We start from the raw sequence: 19,995 nt of genomic DNA on the forward strand, positions 1-19,995 counted from the left end.
CCGACAAACAGTTCGGGCGAAAAACAGTTCGGGATTACCTGAGCCTCGGTCGCAGGGCAAGAATCGCCGCGGCAGTCTCCTCGATCGAACGGCGGGAAACATCGATAATCGGCCAATTGTTTCGCCCGCAAAGGGCCCGGGCATATTTAAGCTCTTCATTGATGCTGGCGCGATCGGTGTAGGTGTTCCGATCAAGCCCCTGAGAATTGCCGAGTTCCCGGTTTTCCCGGATCTGGGAGATCCGGTCTGTGGTGGCGATCAGGCCAACGATCAATGGACGAGTGGCACTATAAAGAGCGTCCGGCAACTCGACTCCCGGCACAATCGGGATGTTTGCCGTCTTGATCCCGCGATTTGCCAGATAGATGCTGGTCGGCGTCTTGGAGGTTCGGCTGATGCCGATCAGGACAACGTCAGCTTCATCATAGGTCTCGGGCATCTGGCCGTCGTCGTGGTCCATGGTGAAGTTCAGCGCCTCGATCCTGGCAAAATATTCCTCGTTCAAAGCATGCTGCGCTCCAACACGACGACGCGACGGCGCACCCAGATAGGTCTGGAAAACAGCTAGAACCGGCTCCAGCACATTCACGGAAGGAACGCCCATTTCGCGGCAGCGAAGGTCGATCAGCGATGCCAGATCCTGGTCTACGATCGTATAGAGGACGATACCGGGTTCCGCATCGACAGCGTCAAGCACTGCCACCAGCTGTTTGCGGTTCCTAATCAGCGGATAGACGTGCTCAAGCGCATAGCTGTTCTGGAATTGGGCTGCGACAGCCCGTCCGGCAGAGATCAGAGTCTCGCCGGTGGAGTCAGAAACCAAATGCAAGTGGAAGAAGTTTTTCCGGTTCTCCACGTTATTCTCTACCGTATGTTGATAACTTGGGACAGGCGACCATGTTCAGAGGCGGGAGGGACAGGCCTCGGGAAAACCGCCACTTTTTCCACAATCTGCGATCAGTTGGATTGATGGAACGCGAGGATGTGATTTGCGTGGATAATTGTCATATCTGCCAAACTTATCCACATGTTGTCTACAGATAAAAACTACCCAATACGCCGGTCATATTATTGAATCTTTTATTGAATTTATGATTTTTCCCAGAATTCAAAAATTCCGAGAAATGCTTTTTATATCGCTCGGCGGATATTGGCAAAATTTCGGTTAATCTGGGGTTTGACTTTAATCCTTGATACACACCGACTCTAAGAAATAGAAACCAATAGAAATTGGATTCTTTTTATAAGGGATAGATGCTGGTGCCGGTGAAAAGGAAGATCGTCGACGTGTTGGAGGGGAAAACGGTGACGCCCCCTCCGCTCTGGCTTATGAGACAGGCTGGACGTTATCTTCCCGAGTATCGTGCAACGCGACATAAGGTCGGTGGGTTCCTCGATCTCTGTTACACGCCTGATCTGGCTGTCGAGGTCACGCTCCAGCCGATCAGGCGTTATTCGTTCGATGCGGCCATTCTCTTTTCCGACATCCTGGTCATCCCCGATGCTCTGGACAGGAACGTGCGGTTTACGCCCGGCGAAGGGCCACAGATGGATCCGATCGATGAGGCCAGCATCTATTCGCTTAAAGCGGATGGCACTCTTGCGCATCTGTCTCCCGTCCTGGAGACAGTAAAGCGGCTGAGGCAGGAATTGCCTTCGGAAACTGCCCTTCTCGGCTTCTGCGGTGCTCCCTGGACCGTCGCGACCTACATGATTGCCGGCCACGGCACGCCCGATCAGGCCCCTGCCCGTCTCTTCGGTTATCGCAACCGGCAGGCGCTTGAACATCTGCTGGCGTTTCTTGCGGAAATTTCCGCCGAATATCTGATTGCCCAGATCGATGCCGGTGCGGATGCGGTGCAGATCTTCGATTCATGGGCCGGTGTTCTCGGCGAAGCGGAATTCGAAGCCTTTGCGGTGAAGCCGGTTGCACGGATGATCGAGATCGTGCGCAGCAAGCGGCCGAATGCACGCATCATCGCCTTTGCCAAGGGCGCCGGAATGAACCTGCGCCAATACCGGCAAAAGACCGGGGCAGATGCGATCGGGCTGGACTGGAGCGTGCCGCTGTCGTTTGCGGCGGAACTGCAGAAAGATGGGCCTGTCCAGGGTAATCTCGATCCGATGCGGGTCGTGGCCGGAGGCCAATCGCTTGAGGACGGTATCGACGCGATCCTGCAGGTTCTGGGAAATGGGCCGCTGATCTTCAATCTCGGCCACGGCATCACGCCGGAAGCTGATCCGGACAATGTCGCGAAACTGGTCAATCGCGTCAGAGGGTTGGGTTGATGGCGCCGCACCGCGAGGAAGCCGGAAACGAAGGTGCGGGCGGCAAGGCCAAGACGCGTGCCTTCATCGCACTTGGGATATTTCTCCTCATCCTGGGTCTGACCTACGTTTTACGGCCGGATGATTTCATCCTGTATGTGAAAGCATTTCATGTCATCGCCGTGATGTCATGGATGGCAGGGCTTCTCTATCTGCCGCGGCTGTTCATCTATCACACGGATGCACCGATCGGTTCCGAGCGATCGGAAACTTTCAAGATGATGGAAAGGCGGTTGCTGAAGGTCATCATGAATCCGGCGATGATGGTAAGCTGGATGCTGGGGCTTTATCTTGCCTGGGACGTTTACGGATTTCAGGGTGGCTGGCTTCACGGGAAGATTGCCATGGTCGTGGCGCTTACCTGGGTTCATGTGCTGTTTGGTCGCGCGGTTCGCGATTTTGCCGCAGACAAGCCCAGACGTGCCGCAAGGCATTGGCGGATATGGAATGAAGTGCCGACCGTGCTGATGATTGCGATCGTAATCCTCGTTATCGTAAAGCCGTTCTGAGAAAGGGCTTGCCTTTTTCTGAATAAGCCTCTTGCGGCACGCGGAGGGAATCGCTATTTTCGCGACACCTCCATATCGTGGCATGCGTGTAACCGACGTTGTCCCCGGACTTCATCCGCGGAAGCGAATTCCACCGACACGCCCAATTCCCTTATATTTTCTCAAGTGGTCCCCTCTTCATGGCTGAAATGAAGCTTCAAGAACTTAAGAGCAAATCTCCGACTGATTTGCTGACCTTCGCAGAGTCGCTGGAGGTCGAAAATGCCAGCACGATGCGCAAGCAGGAGTTGATGTTTGCAATTCTCAAGGTTCTTGCCAGCCAGGATGTTGAAATCATCGGTGAAGGCGTGGTCGAGGTTCTTCAGGACGGTTTTGGCTTTCTGCGTTCCGCAAATGCGAACTATCTGCCTGGTCCGGACGATATCTACATTTCGCCATCGCAGATCCGCCGGTTTTCCCTGAAGACGGGCGATACCGTTGAAGGACCGATCCGCGGCCCGAAGGAAGGCGAACGCTATTTCGCGCTGCTGAAAGTCAACACGATCAATTTCGACGATCCTGAAAAGATCCGTCACAAGGTTCACTTCGACAACCTGACACCGCTTTATCCGAATGAGCGGTTCAAGATGGAACTCGATATCCCGACGTCGAAGGATAATTCAGCGCGCGTCATCGATCTCGTCGCACCGCTCGGCAAGGGCCAGCGTGGCCTGATCGTTGCGCCGCCGCGTACCGGTAAGACGGTTCTTCTGCAGAACATTGCCCATTCGATTACCGCCAATCATCCGGAATGCTATCTGATCGTTCTTCTCATCGACGAACGTCCGGAAGAAGTGACGGACATGCAGCGCTCGGTGAAGGGCGAAGTCGTTTCCTCGACCTTCGACGAACCGGCAGTTCGCCACGTGCAGGTCGCTGAAATGGTCATCGAAAAGGCCAAGCGCCTGGTCGAACATGGTCGTGACGTCGTCATTCTGCTCGATTCGATCACCCGTCTCGGCCGCGCCTACAACACGGTCGTGCCGTCTTCCGGCAAGGTTCTGACCGGTGGTGTGGATGCAAACGCGCTGCAGCGGCCGAAGCGCTTCTTTGGTGCAGCCCGTAATATCGAGGAAGGCGGTTCGCTGACGATCATCGCAACTGCGCTGATCGATACAGGTAGCCGCATGGATGAAGTCATCTTCGAAGAATTCAAGGGTACGGGTAACTCGGAAATCGTGCTTGACCGCAAGGTCGCCGACAAGCGTATCTTCCCGGCCATGGATATTCTCAAATCCGGTACGCGTAAGGAAGACCTTCTGGTTCCGCGCCAGGATCTGCAGAAGATCTTCGTTCTTCGCCGTATCCTCGCTCCGATGGGAACGACCGATGCGATCGAGTTCCTGATCGATAAGCTGAAGCAGACGAAGAACAATGCGGACTTCTTCGACTCGATGAACACGTAATCCTTAGCCGGATTCTTCGATGACTTTGCAGGCGCCCGATATCGGGCGCCTTTGTCTTTTGTGGATATGGAACGAAGACATGACACAGGCAACAATCTTCGCGCTTTCCAGCGGTCAGCCGCCGGCCGGCGTTGCGGTCATACGCATAAGTGGTCCGGCGACCAAAGCAGTAATCACCGAGATTGTCGGCTCGGTTCCTCTGCCACGACAGGCAAGCCTCCGAACGATTCGCAACCGAAACGGTGAGATACTCGACCAAGGCTTGGTCCTGTATTTTGAAGCGCCGCACTCCTTTACCGGCGAGGATTGTGCCGAATTGCAGGTTCATGGAAGCCGTGCGGTAGTAAATGCTATTGCGGCGATGCTGAAGGAACTGGGTTTGCGGTCTGCCGAAGCCGGTGAATTTGCCCGCCGCGCTTTTGAACACGGGCGGCTGGACCTGGTGGAAGTCGAAGGCCTGTCCGATCTGGTATCCGCTGAAACGGAGATGCAGCGCAAACTGGCGCTTCAGACTGGAATGGGCGCCCTATCAGCCCAATATGGTGGGTGGGCGGGACGTCTGACCCATGCGAGAGCGATGATCGAGGCGGAACTCGACTTCGCGGACGAGGACGATGTACCGGGCTCTGTTGCGGATATGATAGGCGGTGATCTCGCTGCGCTCGTGGCTGAGATGTCCGTTGCGTCGGTCTCGGCGAAATCCGCCGAGATTATTCGCAATGGGTTCAAGGTAGCGATTATCGGGGCTCCGAATGCCGGCAAGTCCAGCCTGCTGAACGCGATGGCAAAACGCGAAGTCGCAATCGTGACCGATATAGCGGGGACCACGCGCGATGTGCTGACGGTAGAGCTGGACATGGAAGGTTATCTGGTTCGACTTTACGACACGGCGGGTATTAGAGAAGCAGAAGACGTCGTCGAGCGCGAAGGTATCGAACGTGCCAAGTCGGCCGCTCGCTCGGCAGATATGATCCTGTATCTCAGGGAAGCGGGATCTACTACAGATATCGTGTACAAAGATTACGGTGTTCCGCATCTCGAAGTGGAAACGAAAGCGGATCTCTCTAAGAGGGATAAAGTCGAGGCAATACGTATTTCGTCTGTAACCGGTGAAGGCCTGGACGAGATCCATCGCGCTATCGTGGATAAGGCACGAGACAGCTGGAATGGCGGGCTGCCGGCGAGCAATGACAGGCATCGCGAACATATTGCCTTGGCTTCCAAATTCATCGAAAATGCATTAGATGAGCCTCGACTTGAGTTGAAGGCCGATGCGTTGCGGGCGGCCGGAGATGAGCTCGGCAGGATTACCGGTCGCGTCGATGTCGAAGATCTTCTCGATGTGATCTTCTCGAAATTCTGCATTGGCAAATGATTCACGTGAAACATAGAGGCTTCCATGGCTGAACTGACCTTTGATGTGGTCGTCGTTGGTGGCGGGCATGCCGGATGCGAAGCTGCAAGTGCAGCTGCCCGCGTTGGAGCCTCCGTTGCACTGGTAACACACAAGCGCGAAACGATCGGTGTCATGTCCTGCAACCCGGCGATTGGCGGATTGGGCAAAGGTCATCTCGTCCGTGAAATCGATGCGCTTGATGGATTGATGGGACTCGTTGCGGACGCTGCAGGCATCCAGTTTCGTCTTCTCAACCGCAAGAAGGGCCCGGCTGTACGAGGACCGCGCACACAGGCTGACCGCCGGCTTTATCGCGAGGCGATGCAGCGCGAAATCGAAAATCATGCCAATCTGACCGTCGTCGAAGGAGACGCATTCGATATCGAGATAGGACAGGATGGTGCTGTAAAAGCTCTCCTGCTTGCGGACGGGCGTCGTATTTCCTGCGCTTCAATTGTCCTTGCCACAGGTACCTTCCTGCGGGGGCTGATCCATATCGGTCAGAAGAAGATCCCGGCCGGTCGTACCGGAGAGGCGCCGTCGGTTGGTCTTTCGGAGACATTGAAGCGACAGGGATTTGCACTTGGTCGCTTGAAAACCGGAACCCCTGCCCGGCTTGATGGACGCACGATCGACTGGGCGTCGATTGATCGTCAGGAAGCTGACGATGTTCCGACGCCATTCTCTTTCATGACCGACCGGATCACCAATCCCCAGATCGCATGTGGCGTCACCAGAACGACACCTGAGACCCATAGGATCATTGCTGATAATATTCATTTGTCGGCTATGTATTCCGGGCAGATCGAAGGTGTCGGCCCGCGTTACTGCCCTTCGATTGAGGATAAGATCGTCCGATTTGGGGAACGCGATGGCCACCAGATCTTCCTCGAGCCGGAAGGTCTCGACGATTTTACGGTTTATCCAAACGGCATTTCGACCTCATTGCCTGAGGATATCCAGGAAGCTTTCGTACGCACCATTCCTGGGCTGGAACAGGTGACGATCCTGCACCCGGCCTATGCGATCGAATACGACCATATAGACCCGAGAGAGTTGCAGCCATGGCTTGAGACGAAGTCGGTGAAGGGCCTGTTTCTGGTCGGGCAGATCAATGGCACGACGGGTTATGAAGAAGCCGGTGCCCAGGGTCTTGTCGGTGGACTGAATGCGGCGAGACGTTCTCAAGGGAGTGAACCGCATATTTTCAGCCGGACTGATTCCTATATTGGTGTGATGATCGACGATCTCATCAATCGTGGCGTGACCGAACCATACCGCATGTTTACCTCAAGAGCCGAGTTCCGACTTTCGCTTCGCGCGGATAATGCCGATATGCGTCTGACAGGCCTCGGAATTAAACTTGGCCTAGTTGGCAGGCATCGGGCGGAGAGGTTCTCGGCTTATGTGGAGGCACTCAATTCCGGGCGGGATCAGCTTCGGTCGCTCAGCCTCACGCCGAATGAGGCCGCGCAACATGGATTGCATCTTAACAAGGATGGTCAGCGCCGAAGCGCTTATGAGATATTGTCCCATCCCGATATGGAAATTGCCCGCCTAGCGCGTATATGGGGAGAGCTGACGGGACTGTCGCCCAAGGTTGCCGAGGCTCTCGAGATTGAAGCGGGTTATGCCGTCTATATGGAACGACAGGCGAATGATATACGCTCTGCCCAACGAGACGAGGCACTGGCAATCCCTGATCATTTCGATTTTGACACTGTATCAGGTCTGTCCAACGAGCTGAAATTGAAGCTAAGCCGTGCTCAGCCTCGTACCATAGCGCAGGCGGCAAAGATCGAAGGAATGACGCCAGCGGCTGTTACGTTGCTTCTGGCATTGGTGAGGAAAGCAGAAAGAAATATGAGGCAGGCATCTTGATTTCCGATGTTTCACGTGAAACGCAAGATCGGCTTCAGCAATTTGCCGATTTGTTTCAAAAATGGGCCAAGACAATCAATCTGATCGCTCCTTCGACGCAAGAGGATATGTGGCAGCGTCATATAGCCGATAGTGCGCAAATATTCAGGCTGGCTGACAGAGTGGGAACATGGGTCGATCTCGGTTCAGGTGGCGGATTTCCAGGTATTATCACCGCGATTCTGTTGTCCGAGCATCAGGATGGCTGGGTACATCTTATTGAAAGCAACCAGAAAAAGGCGGCGTTCTTGCGCGTCGCTCTCGCTTCAACCGGGGCCAGGGGCACTATTCATTCGGTACGTATCGAAGACGCTCCCACGCTTATTCCTCAATGTGATTTCGTTTCCGCTCGTGCGCTGGCTGATCTCGACAAGCTTTTGGAATATGCTTCGCCGTGGCTTCTCGACGGGCCATCAACAGCTTTCTTCCATAAAGGTCGAGATTACGAATCCGAATTGAAGAAAGCACATGGTAGATGGCGCTTTGATTTGGTAAAACACCAAAGTTCAATCCAAGCGGATTCGGTTATCCTAGAGATCGGCAATCTGCAGCGGACATAACCGTAAAGCGGGTGCCAGATGTTTGATAAGCGTCGTATCATCACAATTGCAAATCAAAAAGGCGGCGTCGGTAAAACGACGACGGCCATAAATCTTGCGACTGCACTGGCCGCTATCGGCCAGAACGTTTTGATTGTTGATTTGGATCCCCAGGGGAATGCAAGTACTGGCCTCGGCATCGATCGCCGTGACCGCAAGGTGTCGTCCTACGATATTCTTGTTGGCGAAGCCTCGGTCGGTGAAGCTGCGGTTGAGACTGCCGTTCCTAACCTGTCGATTGTACCATCGACGATGGACTTGCTTGGCTTTGAGATGGAAATTTCCCAGGCGCAGGACCGGGCGTTCCGGCTGAAAAAAGCTCTGGTTTCAAGTGGTGCAGAGAAATTCAATTACATTCTGCTTGATTGCCCGCCTTCGTTCAATCTATTGACGATGAACGCGATGGCTGCGGCGGATTCAGTCCTTGTTCCTCTTCAGTGCGAATTTTTCGCGCTTGAGGGCTTGAGTCAGTTGCTTGAGACCGTTGATCAGGTTCGTCGTACCGTCAATCCGGTGCTCGACATTCAGGGTATAGTTTTGACCATGTTTGATGCGCGTAACAATCTCGCGCAGCAGGTTGTCAACGATGTTCGCACCTATCTCGGAGAGAAGGTTTATCAGACGCTGATCCCGCGCAATGTTCGCGTGTCGGAGGCACCGTCATATGGTAAGCCGGCTATTCTTTATGATCTGAAATGCGCAGGCAGTCAGGCATATCTGCAGCTCGCCTCGGAAGTTATCCAGCGCGAGAGAATGCGCAAAGTCGCAGCATAGACGTAGTAGATAGGGTAAAGCGTATGAACGACGATGTATCGAAGCGCCGCTTGGGGCGCGGTCTGGCAGCGCTGATCGGCGAGATGGATCAGCCGATGCCGACGGGCAATGCACCGGTCAATGTCAGTCCTGACCGGATGGTCCCGATCGAGAACATCACGCGCAACCCGCGCAACCCGCGCCGTCATTTCGACGAAAGCGAATTGCAGGATCTGGCAAGTTCCATCCGTCAGCACGGGATCGTTCAGCCAATCGTCACGCGGACCCTGCCAGACGGCCAGTTCGAAATCATCGCGGGTGAACGACGCTGGCGCGCTTCCCAGCTTGCCGGTCTGGTGGAAGTGCCGGTTATCGTGCGCAATGTCGATGACAGGACGGCGCTTGAAATCGCAATCGTTGAAAACGTTCAGCGGTCGGACCTCAATCCGCTGGAAGAAGCGCTGGGTTATGAGCAGCTTATCGCCGAGCACGGATATACGCAGAACGATCTTGGTGACATTATCGGGAAAAGTCGAAGCCATGTGGCGAACAGCCTGCGTCTTCTGAAACTGCCCTCCCCCGTTCGGGATATGCTGTCATCCGGCACGCTTTCCGCCGGTCATGCGCGTGCGCTGATCCCGACATCGGACCCGACAGCGCTTGCAAAGGCGGTTGTCGCAAAGGGCATGTCGGTTCGTGATGCAGAGCGTCTGGCGCAGAACGATATCCGTTCGCAGTCGGAACCGCAGGCTGCACCGAAGCCGGAAAAGGATTCGGATACAGTTGCCCTGGAGCGGACGTTGACGGATTCCCTTGGGCTGGAGGTGAAGATCAACCACAGGGGTGGCCCGGGTCAGATCAGGATCTCCTACAAGACTCTTGAGCAGCTTGAAGAAATCTGCCGCCTGCTGGAGCGTCGCTGAGGCACGCAGAGATAGTTTGGTCGTCTTCCGTATAAGCTGCGCAAAGCTTTGTTTTTGCGCAGCTTTTTACTGTTTTGATGCTTGAAGTGCGGCGCCTAGAAGAGCATGAAATACAATGCTCGGCTCAAGACTTTGTCTTTGACGGGACATCAGTACGGCGGACTGGATGCGTGAGGCTTCGCGGCTGGCGGCTTCGGGCCTCCATACCCTGAGAGCTTTCTCAAAGACGGGTTTGCGCTTGAAATGGATATGGCGGCCGAGGGTTGCCATAACCTGGCCGGCCGGCGTTCGCTTCTCCTCCATCTCGATCTTCATCGCATCAAGCAATTGAAACTGCTTCAGGCACGATTGCAGGATAAGGAATAGCGGTGTCTTGGAGGTGAGGATCTTCTGGAATGCGCGATGAAAGGCCGGAAGGTCGCCGGTCAATATCGCATCGACAGCGTCGTCTGCGGACACACTGCTGGCATCCCCGATGATCTCATCGACATGGTGTTCCTCGATCCTGCCCATTCCTCGGCAGTAAAGCGCAAGCTTGCGGATCTCGTTGCGCGAGGCCACGCGATCACCACCCAGCTGGTCAATCAGCTGTCGCCGAGCTTCGTTGGTGATCGTCAGTGAATCACTTGCCAGTTCGGTATCGATAAGCGCGTTGAGTGCGCGGACATCGTCGGCGTAACAGGGTATCACGGCAACAGCCCGGGACGGCTCAACGATCTTTCTGAGACCGCTTCCCTTTTTCAGGTCGCCTGCCTCGATGAGGAGCGTATTGGCAGGTGCACCCTGCCCAAGAATGGTCTGGACGGCATCCAGGACAGGCTTTTCATTGTTTACGCCACGCAGCCATATGAGCTTCTCGCCGCCGAAAAGTCCCAACGCATTGACTTCGTCCAGAAGTCGCCCAGGATCGCCTTGAAGATCGGAAACGTCGAGCTTCAGTAGTGCGAACGGATCATCGAGTGAAACTCCACTGCGCTTGGCAATGAGGTTTGCCCGTTCCGATACAAGTCCGCGATCTGGTCCGTAGATGACGTAGAAGCGATATAGCTCGGCGCCCTTTTCAACAAAGCGATCGAACTCGTGCGATTTTATTTCTGCCATGCGGGTTGCTGCAGCGGTGGCTCTTTGGCAAGCACGATCGCGACATCCGCGCGGATGAACTCTGCCAGTTCGCGCGCTGCGCGGTTTTCACCATCCCTGATGGCGCGCAGTTTGGCGAAGCTCTGGCGAGACACGTCGATCAGCGCAACACTGGAATGTTCACTGCGCTTGAGAACCTGGCCGTCGACGCTACGGGTCAGCGTGTAGGAGCCGGTTACCTGGACACGGCCGGCAACGGGAACGCTGGCCTCCGCCAGTCCGTCATCGTCGAGAACGTTCGATGCCGTGCTGGAAACATGCAGGGTGACATTATAAGCCGGATTCAGAGGCTCGCCGGCACCGCCGGCAGCCAGGAACACCAACTCGTTGCGAACGACCTGCTCAACGCGGTTCTTCGGCTCGGAAAAGCCCACGGATGCGAGCTTGGGGGCCGTGCCACCGGCCTGCGAATAAAGCGGCCGAACCTGGCAGCCTGCCAGGCCAGCGCAGAGCGCCAGCCCCAGAAGGAGGGCGCTACGACGTGGCAAAGATGAGCGGTCAGGCAACAATGTTCACGATCCTCTGTGGGACAACGATGATCTTCTTCGGCGCGCGGCCTTCGAGCGCAGCTTTCACCACGTCCAGCGCCAAAACTGCAGCTTCGACAGTACTTTGATCCGCGTCGCGCGCGATTGTCAATTCGCCACGCTTCTTGCCGTTGATCTGGACGGGTAGTGTTACATCGTTCTCGACGACCAGAGCCTGATCGAAGTTCGGCCAGGCGGTTTTCGACACCATTTCTCCATTGCCGAGTACCGTCCAGCATTCCTCGGCCAGATGCGGTGTCATCGGCGCCACGATCTGGACCAGGATTTCCGCAGCGTTGCGAACGGCTGCGCGGTAAGCCGCGTCACCCTTGCCGGTAGCGACATCTGTCAGCGGCGCCGCAAGGGCGTTTACGAGTTCATAGATGCGCGCCACAGCCTTGTTGAAGGAGAGCTTGTCCAGATCACCCTGAACCGCCTGCAGCGTCTTGTGGGCGAGCTGCGAGATCGCCAAGCCGTCACCTTCCTTGGCAGGAGCCGGGGAAACAGTCTTCAGGTTGTCGGCGGCTTCCGAGATCAGACGCCAAAGGCGCTGAGTGAAGCGGTGTGCGCCTTCGACACCGGCTTCCGACCAGATGACGTCGCGATCCGGCGGGCTGTCGGACAAAACGAAGAAGCGGGCCGTATCTGCGCCGTAGGAGGCGATGATATCGTCCGGATCAACGACGTTCTTCTTCGACTTCGACATCTTCTCGATCGAGCCGATGGTGACTTCCTCGCCGTTCTTCAGCAGCGTGGCGGTACGCTTGCCGTCGCTCTCTTCGATCTTGATATCGGCCGGGGAAACCCATTCGCCCTTCTGGCCCTCTGCGCCCAGGCGGTAGGTTTCATGCACGACCATGCCCTGGGTGAAGAGGCCCTTGAAGGGCTCCTTGACTGCCACATGGCCGGTTTCACGCATGGCTCGGGTGAAGAAGCGGGAATAGAGCAGGTGCAGGATCGCGTGTTCGATGCCGCCGATATACTGATCGACCGGCAGCCAGTGGTTGGCAACCTTCGGATCGGTCGGCTCGTTCAGCCACGGAGCGGTGAAGCGGGTGAAATACCAGCTGGAATCAACGAACGTGTCCATCGTGTCCGTCTCGCGGCGGGCATCATGGCCGCATTGCGGGCAGGAGACATGGCGCCAGGTGGCGTGACGGTCGAGCGGGTTGCCCGGCAGGTCGAAGGTGACGTCGTCGGGCAATTGCACCGGCAGGTCCTTCTTCGGCACCGGAACGACACCGCAGACCTCGCAATGGATGACCGGGATCGGGCAGCCCCAGTAACGCTGGCGGGAAATACCCCAGTCGCGCAGGCGGAAATTGACCTTGCGCTCGCCCTGAGGCGCGTCTGCCAGAACCTGCTGCGACAGCTTGTCGGCGACGATCTGGAAGGCTTCTTCCGTCGTCTTGCCGTCGAGGAAGCGCGAATTGATCATCACGCCGTCATCGACATAGGCGGTTTCGCCGACTTCGAACGTTGCGGCATCGCCATTGGCTGGCATGACGACCGGAACGACAGGCAGATCGTATTTGCGGGCGAAATCCAGGTCGCGCTGGTCACCCGACGGGCAGCCGAAGATGGCGCCCGTGCCGTATTCCATCAGCACGAAGTTCGCGACATAGACCGGCAGTTCCCAGGAAGGATCGAGCGGATGTTTCACGCGGATGCCGGTGTCGATACCCTTCTTCTCGGCCGTTTCGAGTGCTGCGAGTGAGGTGCCCTGGCGGCGGCATTCTTCGGCGAAGGATTCGATAGCCGGATTCTTGGCCGCTGCTGCTTTGGCCAGCGGATGATCTGCGGCGATTGCCAGGAAGGATGCGCCGAACAGCGTGTCCGGACGGGTCGTGTAGACGGTGACTTCTGTCTCGCCTGCAGGGGCGGTGGAAGACACGATTTCCCAGCGCACGGCCATGCCTTCGGAACGGCCGATCCAGTTCTTCTGCATCAGGCGGACCTTTTCGGGCCACTGATCGAGATGATCCAGCTCATCCAGCAGGTCCTGGCTGAAATCGGTGATCTTGAAGAACCACTGAACCAGCTCGCGCTGTTCGACCAGCGCACCGGAGCGCCAGCCGCGGCCGTCGATCACCTGTTCGTTGGCCAGAACTGTCTGATCAACCGGATCCCAGTTGACCTTGGACTGCTTGCGATAGACCAGGCCCTTTTCCATCATATCGAGGAAGAGGTGCTGCTGCTGCTGGTAATATTCCACATCGCAGGTGGCGAATTCACGGGACCAGTCCAGCGACAGGCCCATGGCCTTCAGCTGCTTTTTCATCGAACTGATGTTCTGGTAGGTCCAGGATTTCGGATGAGTTTTGTTGTCACGCGCGGCGTTTTCCGCCGGCATGCCGAAAGCGTCCCAGCCCATCGGGTGCAGGACGTTGAAGCCGCGCGCGCGCTTGTAGCGGGCAACGACGTCGCCCATCGCATAATTGCGCACATGGCCCATGTGGATACGGCCGGACGGATAGGGGAACATCTCTAGGACGTAATACTTTTCCCGCGGGTCGGCGTTGTCGGTTTCGAAAACCTTCGCCTCGTTCCATTTCTGCTGCCAACGGGGTTCAGCATCGCGCGGGTTGTAACGTTCAGTCGCCATCTGGATGATATTCCGGGAAATCAGGATAAAAGAGTTGGGCAGACCTTCACCATGAATGGCCGCAAGCGTCAAGTTTTTGAGGCTTGTGGGGTGTCAAACTTTGATGCGGAATGCCCTTGGCAGAGCCTCATATGGGCTTTAATCGCTGATCTCACAAGAAATACGGAAAAGGATGTGGGCGATGGATATCGAAGAACGGTTGCAGGACGTGAAGGGCAAGATCGCCAAGGCGGAGAAATATGCCAAACGTCCGGCGGGTTCTGTCACACTGGTTGCCGTGTCCAAAACCTTCGATGCGGAAGCGATCCGTCCCGTGATTGTCGCTGGCCAGCGCGTATTCGGTGAAAACCGGGTGCAGGAAAGTCAGGGTAAATGGCCGGAGTTGAAGGCAGAGACCGTCGGTATCGAGCTGCATCTGATCGGGCCGCTGCAATCCAACAAGGCTGCCGACGCGATTGCGCTGTTCGACGTGATCGAGACGGTCGATCGCGAGAAAATCGCCCGGGCGCTGGCGGAAGAGATGACGAAGCAGGGCAAAACGCCAAAACTCTATGTGCAGGTCAATACCGGGCTCGAACCGCAGAAGGCGGGTATTGCGCCGAAGGAAACGAAAGCCTTTGTCGAATTCTGCCGCAAGGATCTCGGGCTTTCCATCGAAGGCCTGATGTGCATTCCGCCGGCGGAAGAAAATCCAGGCCCTCATTTCGCGCTGCTTGAAAAACTCGCCAGGGAATGCGGCGTCGAAAAACTCTCGATGGGCATGTCCGGTGATTTCGAGACGGCCGTCGAGTTCGGCGCAACCAGCGTCCGTGTGGGGTCGGCCATTTTCGGTGCGCGATAGGCCTACCCCCTTCGTCGGGGTTTCCGGCACCTCCCGACCAGCCTAGATTGCTTCTATCAGGCTCGGCTCATGTAACGGGAGGTGCATATGCAAAGCCGCTATTTCGACGTTTATGGCGCGTGGCAAAAGAATCCGGAAGGATTCTGGGAGGAAGCCGCCAAAGCAATCGACTGGTTCAGTCCACCGGACAGGATTTTTGACCCAGACGAGGGTGTCTATGGCCGCTGGTTTGTCGGGGCCGAGACAAATACCTGCTTCAATTGCCTCGATCGGCATGTCGCAGCCGGACGTGGTGAGCAGGCCGCCTTCATCTACGACAGCGCCATGACCGGCGAGCGCAAAAGCTTTACCTATGCTGAAGTTCTTTCCGAGGTGAAGGCGATTGCTGCAGTGCTTGTCGATCTCGGCATCGGCAAGGGTGACCGGGTGGTCATCTATATGCCGATGGTGCCGGAAGCGGTGTTCTCCATGCTCGCCTGCGCCCGTCTCGGCGCGGTGCATTCCGTCGTTTTCGGCGGGTTTGCGGCACAGGAACTGGCGGCACGGCTGAACGATTCGCAAGCGAAACTGATCATTTCCGCCAGTTGCGGCCTGGAGCCTGGTCGGGTGGTTGCCTACAAGCCGCTGGTCGACAAGGCGATCGAACTGGCGGCGGTGAAGCCTGACCATTGCCTCATACTACAGCGTCCTCAACTCGTTGTTCCGCTCGACGCCGGACGGAGGGAATTCGATTTCGCCGAAATGGTCGAGGCTGCGCGGGGACGTGACGTTGATTGTGTGCCGGTAAAAGCTACGGATCCGCTTTACATCCTCTACACATCCGGCACGACGGGGCAGCCAAAGGGTGTGGTGCGCGACAATGGCGGGCATATGGTGGCGCTGTTATGGACGATGCCGAATATTTTCGGGGTCTCACCCGGTGAGGTGTTCTGTGCAGCATCGGATATCGGCTGGGTCGTCGGTCATTCCTACATCGTCTACGCACCGCTTCTGTACGGCAATACGAGTGTCATTTTCGAAGGAAAGCCGGTTGGCACACCGGATGCCGGAACATTCTGGCGCGTCGTTGCTGAGCATGATGTCAAAGTCTTCTTCACCGCACCGACGGCATTTCGAGCGATCCGTCGCGACGATCCCGAGGGCGAACTGGTCGAAAACCATGATCTGCTGGGATTGCGGGCTCTGTTTCTTGCCGGCGAGCGCCTGGACCCGGAAACGCTCAAATGGGCTGAGCAGAAGCTGAAGGTACCGGTGATCGATCACTGGTGGCAGACTGAGACCGGCTGGCCTGTTGTCGCAAACCCTATGGGGCTGGGCCTGATGCCGTTCAAGCCCGGCTCGCCGACGCGGGTGCTGCCCGGATATGCAATCGATGTGGTCGATGACGCCGGCATGCCCGTGCCGCACGGCACGCTCGGCAATATCGTCATGAAACTCCCCCTCCCTCCGGGCTGTCTACCGACTTTCTGGAATGCAGATGACCGTTTCAGGGAGAACTGCCTGCAGGAATTTCCGGGTTACTACAAGACGGCTGATGCGGGCATGGTGGATGATGATGGATATATCTTCGTGATGGCGCGGACGGACGATATCATCAATTGTGCCGGGCATAGGCTTTCGACCGGCTCGATGGAGGAGGTCTGCGCCAAACATCCAGATGTCGCCGAATGTGCCGTGATCGGCGTCAAAGACAAGGTCAAGGGACAGATCCCCTGCGGTTTCCTGGTGCTGAAGAACCATGTTTTACGGGAAGCTTCCGAAATCGCTGCGGAGGTGGCCGGCATGGTTCGCAACGAGATCGGGCCGGTGGCCGCCTTCAAGACGGTGATGGTGGTGCCGAAACTGCCCAAGACCCGATCAGGCAAAATACTTCGCGGCACGATGCAGAAGATTGCCGACGACATGCCATGGACGATGCCGGCGACGATCGAGGATCCGGGAACGCTCGATGTGGTGCGGGAAACGCTTTGGAAAAACGGCTTTGCTCATGAAGAGAAGAGCACGGCGGTCTCGGCTGGATAAGCCAAAAAGAAAAGCCCCGGAGACGATCCGGGGCTTTTGAATTCTTTGTGGTAAGGGCTACGCTTAGAAGCGGTCGTCCTCGTCTTCTTCCTCGGTACGGGTCGACTTGAGCGAGGAAAGCTTGGCGAAGACGGCGTCTGCGTCGATTTCCTTCTCTTCCTCGCGCTCGTTGCGGTAATCGCCGAAGCCCAGGTTTTCGGTCTCAGAAGCCGGCTGCAGGGAGGCGCCGAGTTCGGCAGCGGTCGGCAGCGGACGGTTCTTTGAAGCCTTCTCGACTTCCAAGTCCAGATCGATCTGCGAGCAGAGGCCAAGCGTTACCGGGTCCATCGGAGCGAGGTTTGCGGCGTTCCAGTGGGTGCGCTCGCGGATCTGTTCGATGGTCGACTTGGTGGTGCCGACGAGACGCGAGATCTGGGCGTCCTTGAGTTCCGGATGGTTGCGAACCAGCCAGAGAATGGCGTTTGGACGGTCCTGACGCTTGGAGACTGGCGTGTAGCGCGGACCGCGGCGCTTGGATTCCGGAACGCGAACTTTTGGCTCGGAAAGCTTCAGCTTGTGATTGATGTCCTTTTCGCCACGCTCGATTTCGTCGCGGGAAAGCTGGCCGGTGGCGATCGGGTCGAGGCCCTTGATACCCTGAGCGGCTTCACCATCGGCGATCGCCTTGACCTCGAGCGGATGCAGTTTACAGAACTGCGCGATCTGGTCGAAGGAGAGGGCCGTATTGTCGACAAGCCATACTGCGGTGGCCTTCGGCATAAGCAATTGTTGAGCCATGGGTATAGTTCCTCTGTCCGTCCGCGCCGGTGTCGCGGGCCGTGGGTATCAACCACAATTTCCGGGAATTCATCGCCGTATAATCGAATTAGGACAGAATTGCAATTCTCTGAAACAGGATCCTTGTCGATCGCATTTCAGACCCTCACAGCCATTTGTCTAATTGCCGCTTCCGCCCCAATTGCTATGAATGCCAAAATGTCGCACCGATGACGTATGTCAGGTCGACGGTGCAAGTGAGGGAGGAATCACATGTCCGAAAAAGTCTATCCGGTTCTCAAGTCCACCAAGGCTAAAGCGCTCATCGACAAGGACAAATATGAAAAATGGTACGAGGAGAGCATCGAGGATCCGGACAAGTTCTGGGGCAAGCATGGCCGCCGGATCGACTGGTTCAAGCCCTACACGAAAGTGAAGAACACGTCCTTCAAGGGACGGGTTTCGATCAAGTGGTTCGAGGACGGGCTGACCAACGTTTCCTATAATTGCATCGACCGCCACCTGAAAACCCATGGTGAGCGCACGGCGATCATCTGGGAAGGCGACAACCCCTATATCGACAAGAAGATCACCTATAACCAGCTCTATGATCAGGTCTGCCGAATGGCGAACGTGCTGAAGAAGCATGGAGTCAAGAAGGGCGATCGCGTTACCATCTATATGCCGATGATCCCGGAAGCGGCCTATGCGATGCTGGCCTGCGCGCGTATCGGCGCGGTGCATTCGGTCGTCTTCGGCGGGTTTTCACCGGAGGCACTGGCGGGTCGCATCGTCGACTGCCAGTCGACATTCGTGATCACTTGCGACGAGGGCGTGCGAGGCGGAAAGCCGGTGCCGCTGAAGGAGAATACCGACAAGGCGATCCATATCGCGGCGCGCCAGTATGTGACGGTGAACAAGGTTCTGGTCGTGCGCCGTACCGGCGGCAAGACCAACTGGGCGCCGGGCCGCGATATCTGGTACCATCAGGAAATCGCCACCGTGAAGGGGCATTGCGAGCCGGTGAAGATGAGGGCGGAAGATCCGCTGTTCATCCTCTACACGTCCGGTTCGACCGGCAAGCCGAAAGGCGTTCTGCACACGACAGGCGGTTATCTCGTCTATGCGGCGATGACCCATGAATATACGTTCGATTATCAGGATGGCGATATCTATTGGTGCACGGCCGACGTGGGCTGGGTCACTGGGCATTCCTATCTCGTCTATGGGCCGCTGGCGAATTGCGCCACGACGCTGATGTTCGAAGGCGTGCCGAATTTTCCCGATCAGGGCCGGTTCTGGGAAATCGTCGACAAGCATAAGGTCAACATCTTATACACGGCACCGACTGCGATCCGATCACTGATCGGGGCTGGTGACGATTTCGTCAAGCGCTCGTCGCGCGAAAGCCTTCGCCTGCTCGGCACGGTCGGCGAGCCGATCAACCCGGAAGCCTGGGAATGGTATTACAACGTGGTCGGCGAAAAGCGCTGCCCGGTGGTGGATACCTGGTGGCAGACCGAAACCGGCGGTCACATGATTACGCCGTTGCCCGGCGCCACGGACCTGAAACCCGGATCGGCCACCAAGCCGTTCTTCGGGGTGAAACCGCAGCTCGTCGATAACGAGGGCAATGTTCTCGAAGGGGCTGCCGATGGAAACCTCTGCATCACCGATAGCTGGCCGGGTCAGATGCGCACCGTCTACGGCGATCACGAACGTTTCATTCAGACCTATTTCTCCACCTACAAGGGGAAATATTTCACCGGCGACGGCTGCCGGCGCGACGAGGATGGCTATTACTGGATTACCGGCCGCGTCGATGACGTGCTTAACGTGTCGGGCCATCGTCTGGGTACGGCGGAAGTGGAATCGGCGCTGGTCTCGCACCATCTCGTATCGGAAGCGGCCGTGGTCGGTTATCCGCATGGCATCAAGGGTCAGGGCATCTATTGCTATGTGACTCTGATGGCCGGCAATGCCGGCACTGATGAATTGCGGCAGGAGCTTACTAAGCATGTTCGCAACGAGATCGGTCCGATTGCGGCGCCAGACAAGATCCAGTTTTCGCCGGGCCTGCCGAAAACCCGTTCCGGCAAGATCATGCGCCGTATCCTTCGCAAGATCGCCGAGGACGATTTCGGAGCACTTGGGGATACATCGACGCTTGCCGACCCCGCAGTGGTGGATGACCTGATCGCCAATCGTCAGAACAAGGTCGACGCTTGATT

16 protein-coding genes are annotated in these 19,995 nt (G+C 56.7%); 11 read left to right on the forward strand and 5 right to left on the reverse strand.

Annotated elements, in window-relative coordinates:
• Window positions 1–34: 34 nt before the first annotated feature.
• The gene (locus tag MRBLMR1_RS28555) at window positions 35–856 is read right to left on the reverse strand and encodes a pyruvate, water dikinase regulatory protein (protein WP_148143815.1); all 822 of its coding nucleotides are present in this window, start codon (window positions 854–856) and stop codon (window positions 35–37) included.
• Between the two features lie 404 nt (window positions 857–1,260).
• Between MRBLMR1_RS28555 and hemE the strand changes: the two genes are divergently transcribed.
• The 8 genes from hemE to MRBLMR1_RS28595 all read left to right on the forward strand — a co-directional run bounded on the left by hemE (window position 1,261) and on the right by MRBLMR1_RS28595 (window position 9,873).
• Window positions 1,261–2,289 carry a uroporphyrinogen decarboxylase gene (gene hemE, locus MRBLMR1_RS28560; RefSeq protein WP_500067062.1) on the forward strand — a complete coding sequence of 343 codons (1,029 nt, stop codon included), beginning with the start codon at window positions 1,261–1,263 and terminating at the stop codon, window positions 2,287–2,289.
• Complete coding sequence (hemJ, locus tag MRBLMR1_RS28565) at window positions 2,289–2,837, forward strand: protoporphyrinogen oxidase HemJ (protein ID WP_500067063.1); 549 nt, start codon at window positions 2,289–2,291, stop codon at window positions 2,835–2,837. The genes hemE and hemJ overlap by 1 nt, the downstream gene beginning before the upstream one ends.
• 179 nt (window positions 2,838–3,016) lie before the next feature.
• The gene (gene rho / locus MRBLMR1_RS28570) at window positions 3,017–4,282 is read left to right on the forward strand and encodes a transcription termination factor Rho (RefSeq protein WP_112506460.1); all 1,266 of its coding nucleotides are present in this window, start codon (window positions 3,017–3,019) and stop codon (window positions 4,280–4,282) included.
• A gap of 79 nt (window positions 4,283–4,361) precedes the next feature.
• On the forward strand, window positions 4,362–5,657 hold the full coding sequence (gene mnmE / locus MRBLMR1_RS28575) for a tRNA uridine-5-carboxymethylaminomethyl(34) synthesis GTPase MnmE (protein WP_148143870.1): 1,296 nt from the start codon (window positions 4,362–4,364) through the stop codon (window positions 5,655–5,657).
• A 24-nt stretch (window positions 5,658–5,681) separates the two neighbouring features.
• Window positions 5,682–7,559 (forward strand): tRNA uridine-5-carboxymethylaminomethyl(34) synthesis enzyme MnmG, encoded by a 1,878-nt coding sequence (gene mnmG, locus MRBLMR1_RS28580; RefSeq protein ID WP_148143813.1) that lies wholly within the window; start codon window positions 5,682–5,684, stop codon window positions 7,557–7,559.
• Complete coding sequence (gene rsmG, locus MRBLMR1_RS28585; protein WP_210298038.1) at window positions 7,556–8,158, forward strand: 16S rRNA (guanine(527)-N(7))-methyltransferase RsmG; 603 nt, start codon at window positions 7,556–7,558, stop codon at window positions 8,156–8,158. The genes mnmG and rsmG overlap by 4 nt, the downstream gene beginning before the upstream one ends.
• 18 nt (window positions 8,159–8,176) lie before the next feature.
• Window positions 8,177–8,971, forward strand: a complete 795-nt coding sequence (locus MRBLMR1_RS28590; protein ID WP_148143811.1) for a ParA family protein — start codon at window positions 8,177–8,179, stop codon at window positions 8,969–8,971.
• 23 nt (window positions 8,972–8,994) lie between these two features.
• On the forward strand, window positions 8,995–9,873 hold the full coding sequence (locus MRBLMR1_RS28595; protein ID WP_148143810.1) for a ParB/RepB/Spo0J family partition protein: 879 nt from the start codon (window positions 8,995–8,997) through the stop codon (window positions 9,871–9,873).
• Between the two features lie 66 nt (window positions 9,874–9,939).
• Here MRBLMR1_RS28595 and holA read toward each other — a convergent pair whose 3' ends face one another.
• From holA to leuS, 3 genes are read right to left on the reverse strand one after another with little or no spacing between them, the layout of a single operon-like run.
• Window positions 9,940–10,974 carry a DNA polymerase III subunit delta gene (holA, locus tag MRBLMR1_RS28600; protein ID WP_148143809.1) on the reverse strand — a complete coding sequence of 345 codons (1,035 nt, stop codon included), beginning with the start codon at window positions 10,972–10,974 and terminating at the stop codon, window positions 9,940–9,942.
• On the reverse strand, window positions 10,962–11,519 hold the full coding sequence (locus MRBLMR1_RS28605) for a hypothetical protein (RefSeq protein WP_500067075.1): 558 nt from the start codon (window positions 11,517–11,519) through the stop codon (window positions 10,962–10,964). The genes holA and MRBLMR1_RS28605 overlap by 13 nt, the downstream gene beginning before the upstream one ends.
• Window positions 11,512–14,145 carry a leucine--tRNA ligase gene (leuS, locus tag MRBLMR1_RS28610; RefSeq protein ID WP_148143807.1) on the reverse strand — a complete coding sequence of 878 codons (2,634 nt, stop codon included), beginning with the start codon at window positions 14,143–14,145 and terminating at the stop codon, window positions 11,512–11,514. Before leuS ends, MRBLMR1_RS28605 begins: the two co-directional genes overlap by 8 nt.
• 181 nt (window positions 14,146–14,326) lie before the next feature.
• Here leuS and MRBLMR1_RS28615 point away from each other — a divergent pair, with 181 nt between their 5' ends.
• Window positions 14,327–14,986 carry a YggS family pyridoxal phosphate-dependent enzyme gene (locus MRBLMR1_RS28615; RefSeq protein WP_148143806.1) on the forward strand — a complete coding sequence of 220 codons (660 nt, stop codon included), beginning with the start codon at window positions 14,327–14,329 and terminating at the stop codon, window positions 14,984–14,986.
• A gap of 87 nt (window positions 14,987–15,073) precedes the next feature.
• On the forward strand, window positions 15,074–17,008 hold the full coding sequence (locus MRBLMR1_RS28620) for an AMP-binding protein (protein ID WP_500067064.1): 1,935 nt from the start codon (window positions 15,074–15,076) through the stop codon (window positions 17,006–17,008).
• Between the two features lie 63 nt (window positions 17,009–17,071).
• On the opposite strand, the gene MRBLMR1_RS28625 is transcribed toward MRBLMR1_RS28620, so the two are convergent.
• Window positions 17,072–17,785: a DUF1013 domain-containing protein gene (locus MRBLMR1_RS28625; protein WP_148143804.1), complete on the reverse strand. Its 714-nt coding sequence runs from the start codon at window positions 17,783–17,785 to the stop codon at window positions 17,072–17,074.
• 252 nt (window positions 17,786–18,037) lie between these two features.
• Between MRBLMR1_RS28625 and acs the strand changes: the two genes are divergently transcribed.
• Window positions 18,038–19,993: an acetate--CoA ligase gene (gene acs, locus MRBLMR1_RS28630; RefSeq protein ID WP_148143803.1), complete on the forward strand. Its 1,956-nt coding sequence runs from the start codon at window positions 18,038–18,040 to the stop codon at window positions 19,991–19,993.
• Window positions 19,994–19,995: the final 2 nt, after the last annotated feature.

Origin of the sequence: Neorhizobium sp. LMR1-1-1.1 (genome assembly GCF_040675795.1) — a bacterium.
In the GTDB taxonomy this organism is placed as follows: domain Bacteria; phylum Pseudomonadota; class Alphaproteobacteria; order Rhizobiales; family Rhizobiaceae; genus Neorhizobium; species Neorhizobium cellulosilyticum.

Excerpts from the sequence above, each read along its gene's own strand:
- hemJ (WP_500067063.1), top strand. The coding sequence starts at position 2,289 with ATGGCGCCGCACCGCGAGGAAGCCGGAAACGAAGGTGCGGGCGGCAAG.
- rho (WP_112506460.1), top strand. The coding sequence starts at position 3,017 with ATGGCTGAAATGAAGCTTCAAGAACTTAAGAGCAAATCTCCGACTGAT.
- mnmE (WP_148143870.1), top strand. The coding sequence starts at position 4,362 with ATGACACAGGCAACAATCTTCGCGCTTTCCAGCGGTCAGCCGCCGGCC.
- mnmG (WP_148143813.1), top strand. The coding sequence starts at position 5,682 with ATGGCTGAACTGACCTTTGATGTGGTCGTCGTTGGTGGCGGGCATGCC.
- MRBLMR1_RS28590 (WP_148143811.1), top strand. The coding sequence starts at position 8,177 with ATGTTTGATAAGCGTCGTATCATCACAATTGCAAATCAAAAAGGCGGC.
- MRBLMR1_RS28595 (WP_148143810.1), top strand. The coding sequence starts at position 8,995 with ATGAACGACGATGTATCGAAGCGCCGCTTGGGGCGCGGTCTGGCAGCG.
- holA (WP_148143809.1), bottom strand. The coding sequence starts at position 10,974 with ATGGCAGAAATAAAATCGCACGAGTTCGATCGCTTTGTTGAAAAGGGC.
- leuS (WP_148143807.1), bottom strand. The coding sequence starts at position 14,145 with ATGGCGACTGAACGTTACAACCCGCGCGATGCTGAACCCCGTTGGCAG.
- MRBLMR1_RS28615 (WP_148143806.1), top strand. The coding sequence starts at position 14,327 with ATGGATATCGAAGAACGGTTGCAGGACGTGAAGGGCAAGATCGCCAAG.
- MRBLMR1_RS28620 (WP_500067064.1), top strand. The coding sequence starts at position 15,074 with ATGCAAAGCCGCTATTTCGACGTTTATGGCGCGTGGCAAAAGAATCCG.
- MRBLMR1_RS28625 (WP_148143804.1), bottom strand. The coding sequence starts at position 17,785 with ATGGCTCAACAATTGCTTATGCCGAAGGCCACCGCAGTATGGCTTGTC.
- acs (WP_148143803.1), top strand. The coding sequence starts at position 18,038 with ATGTCCGAAAAAGTCTATCCGGTTCTCAAGTCCACCAAGGCTAAAGCG.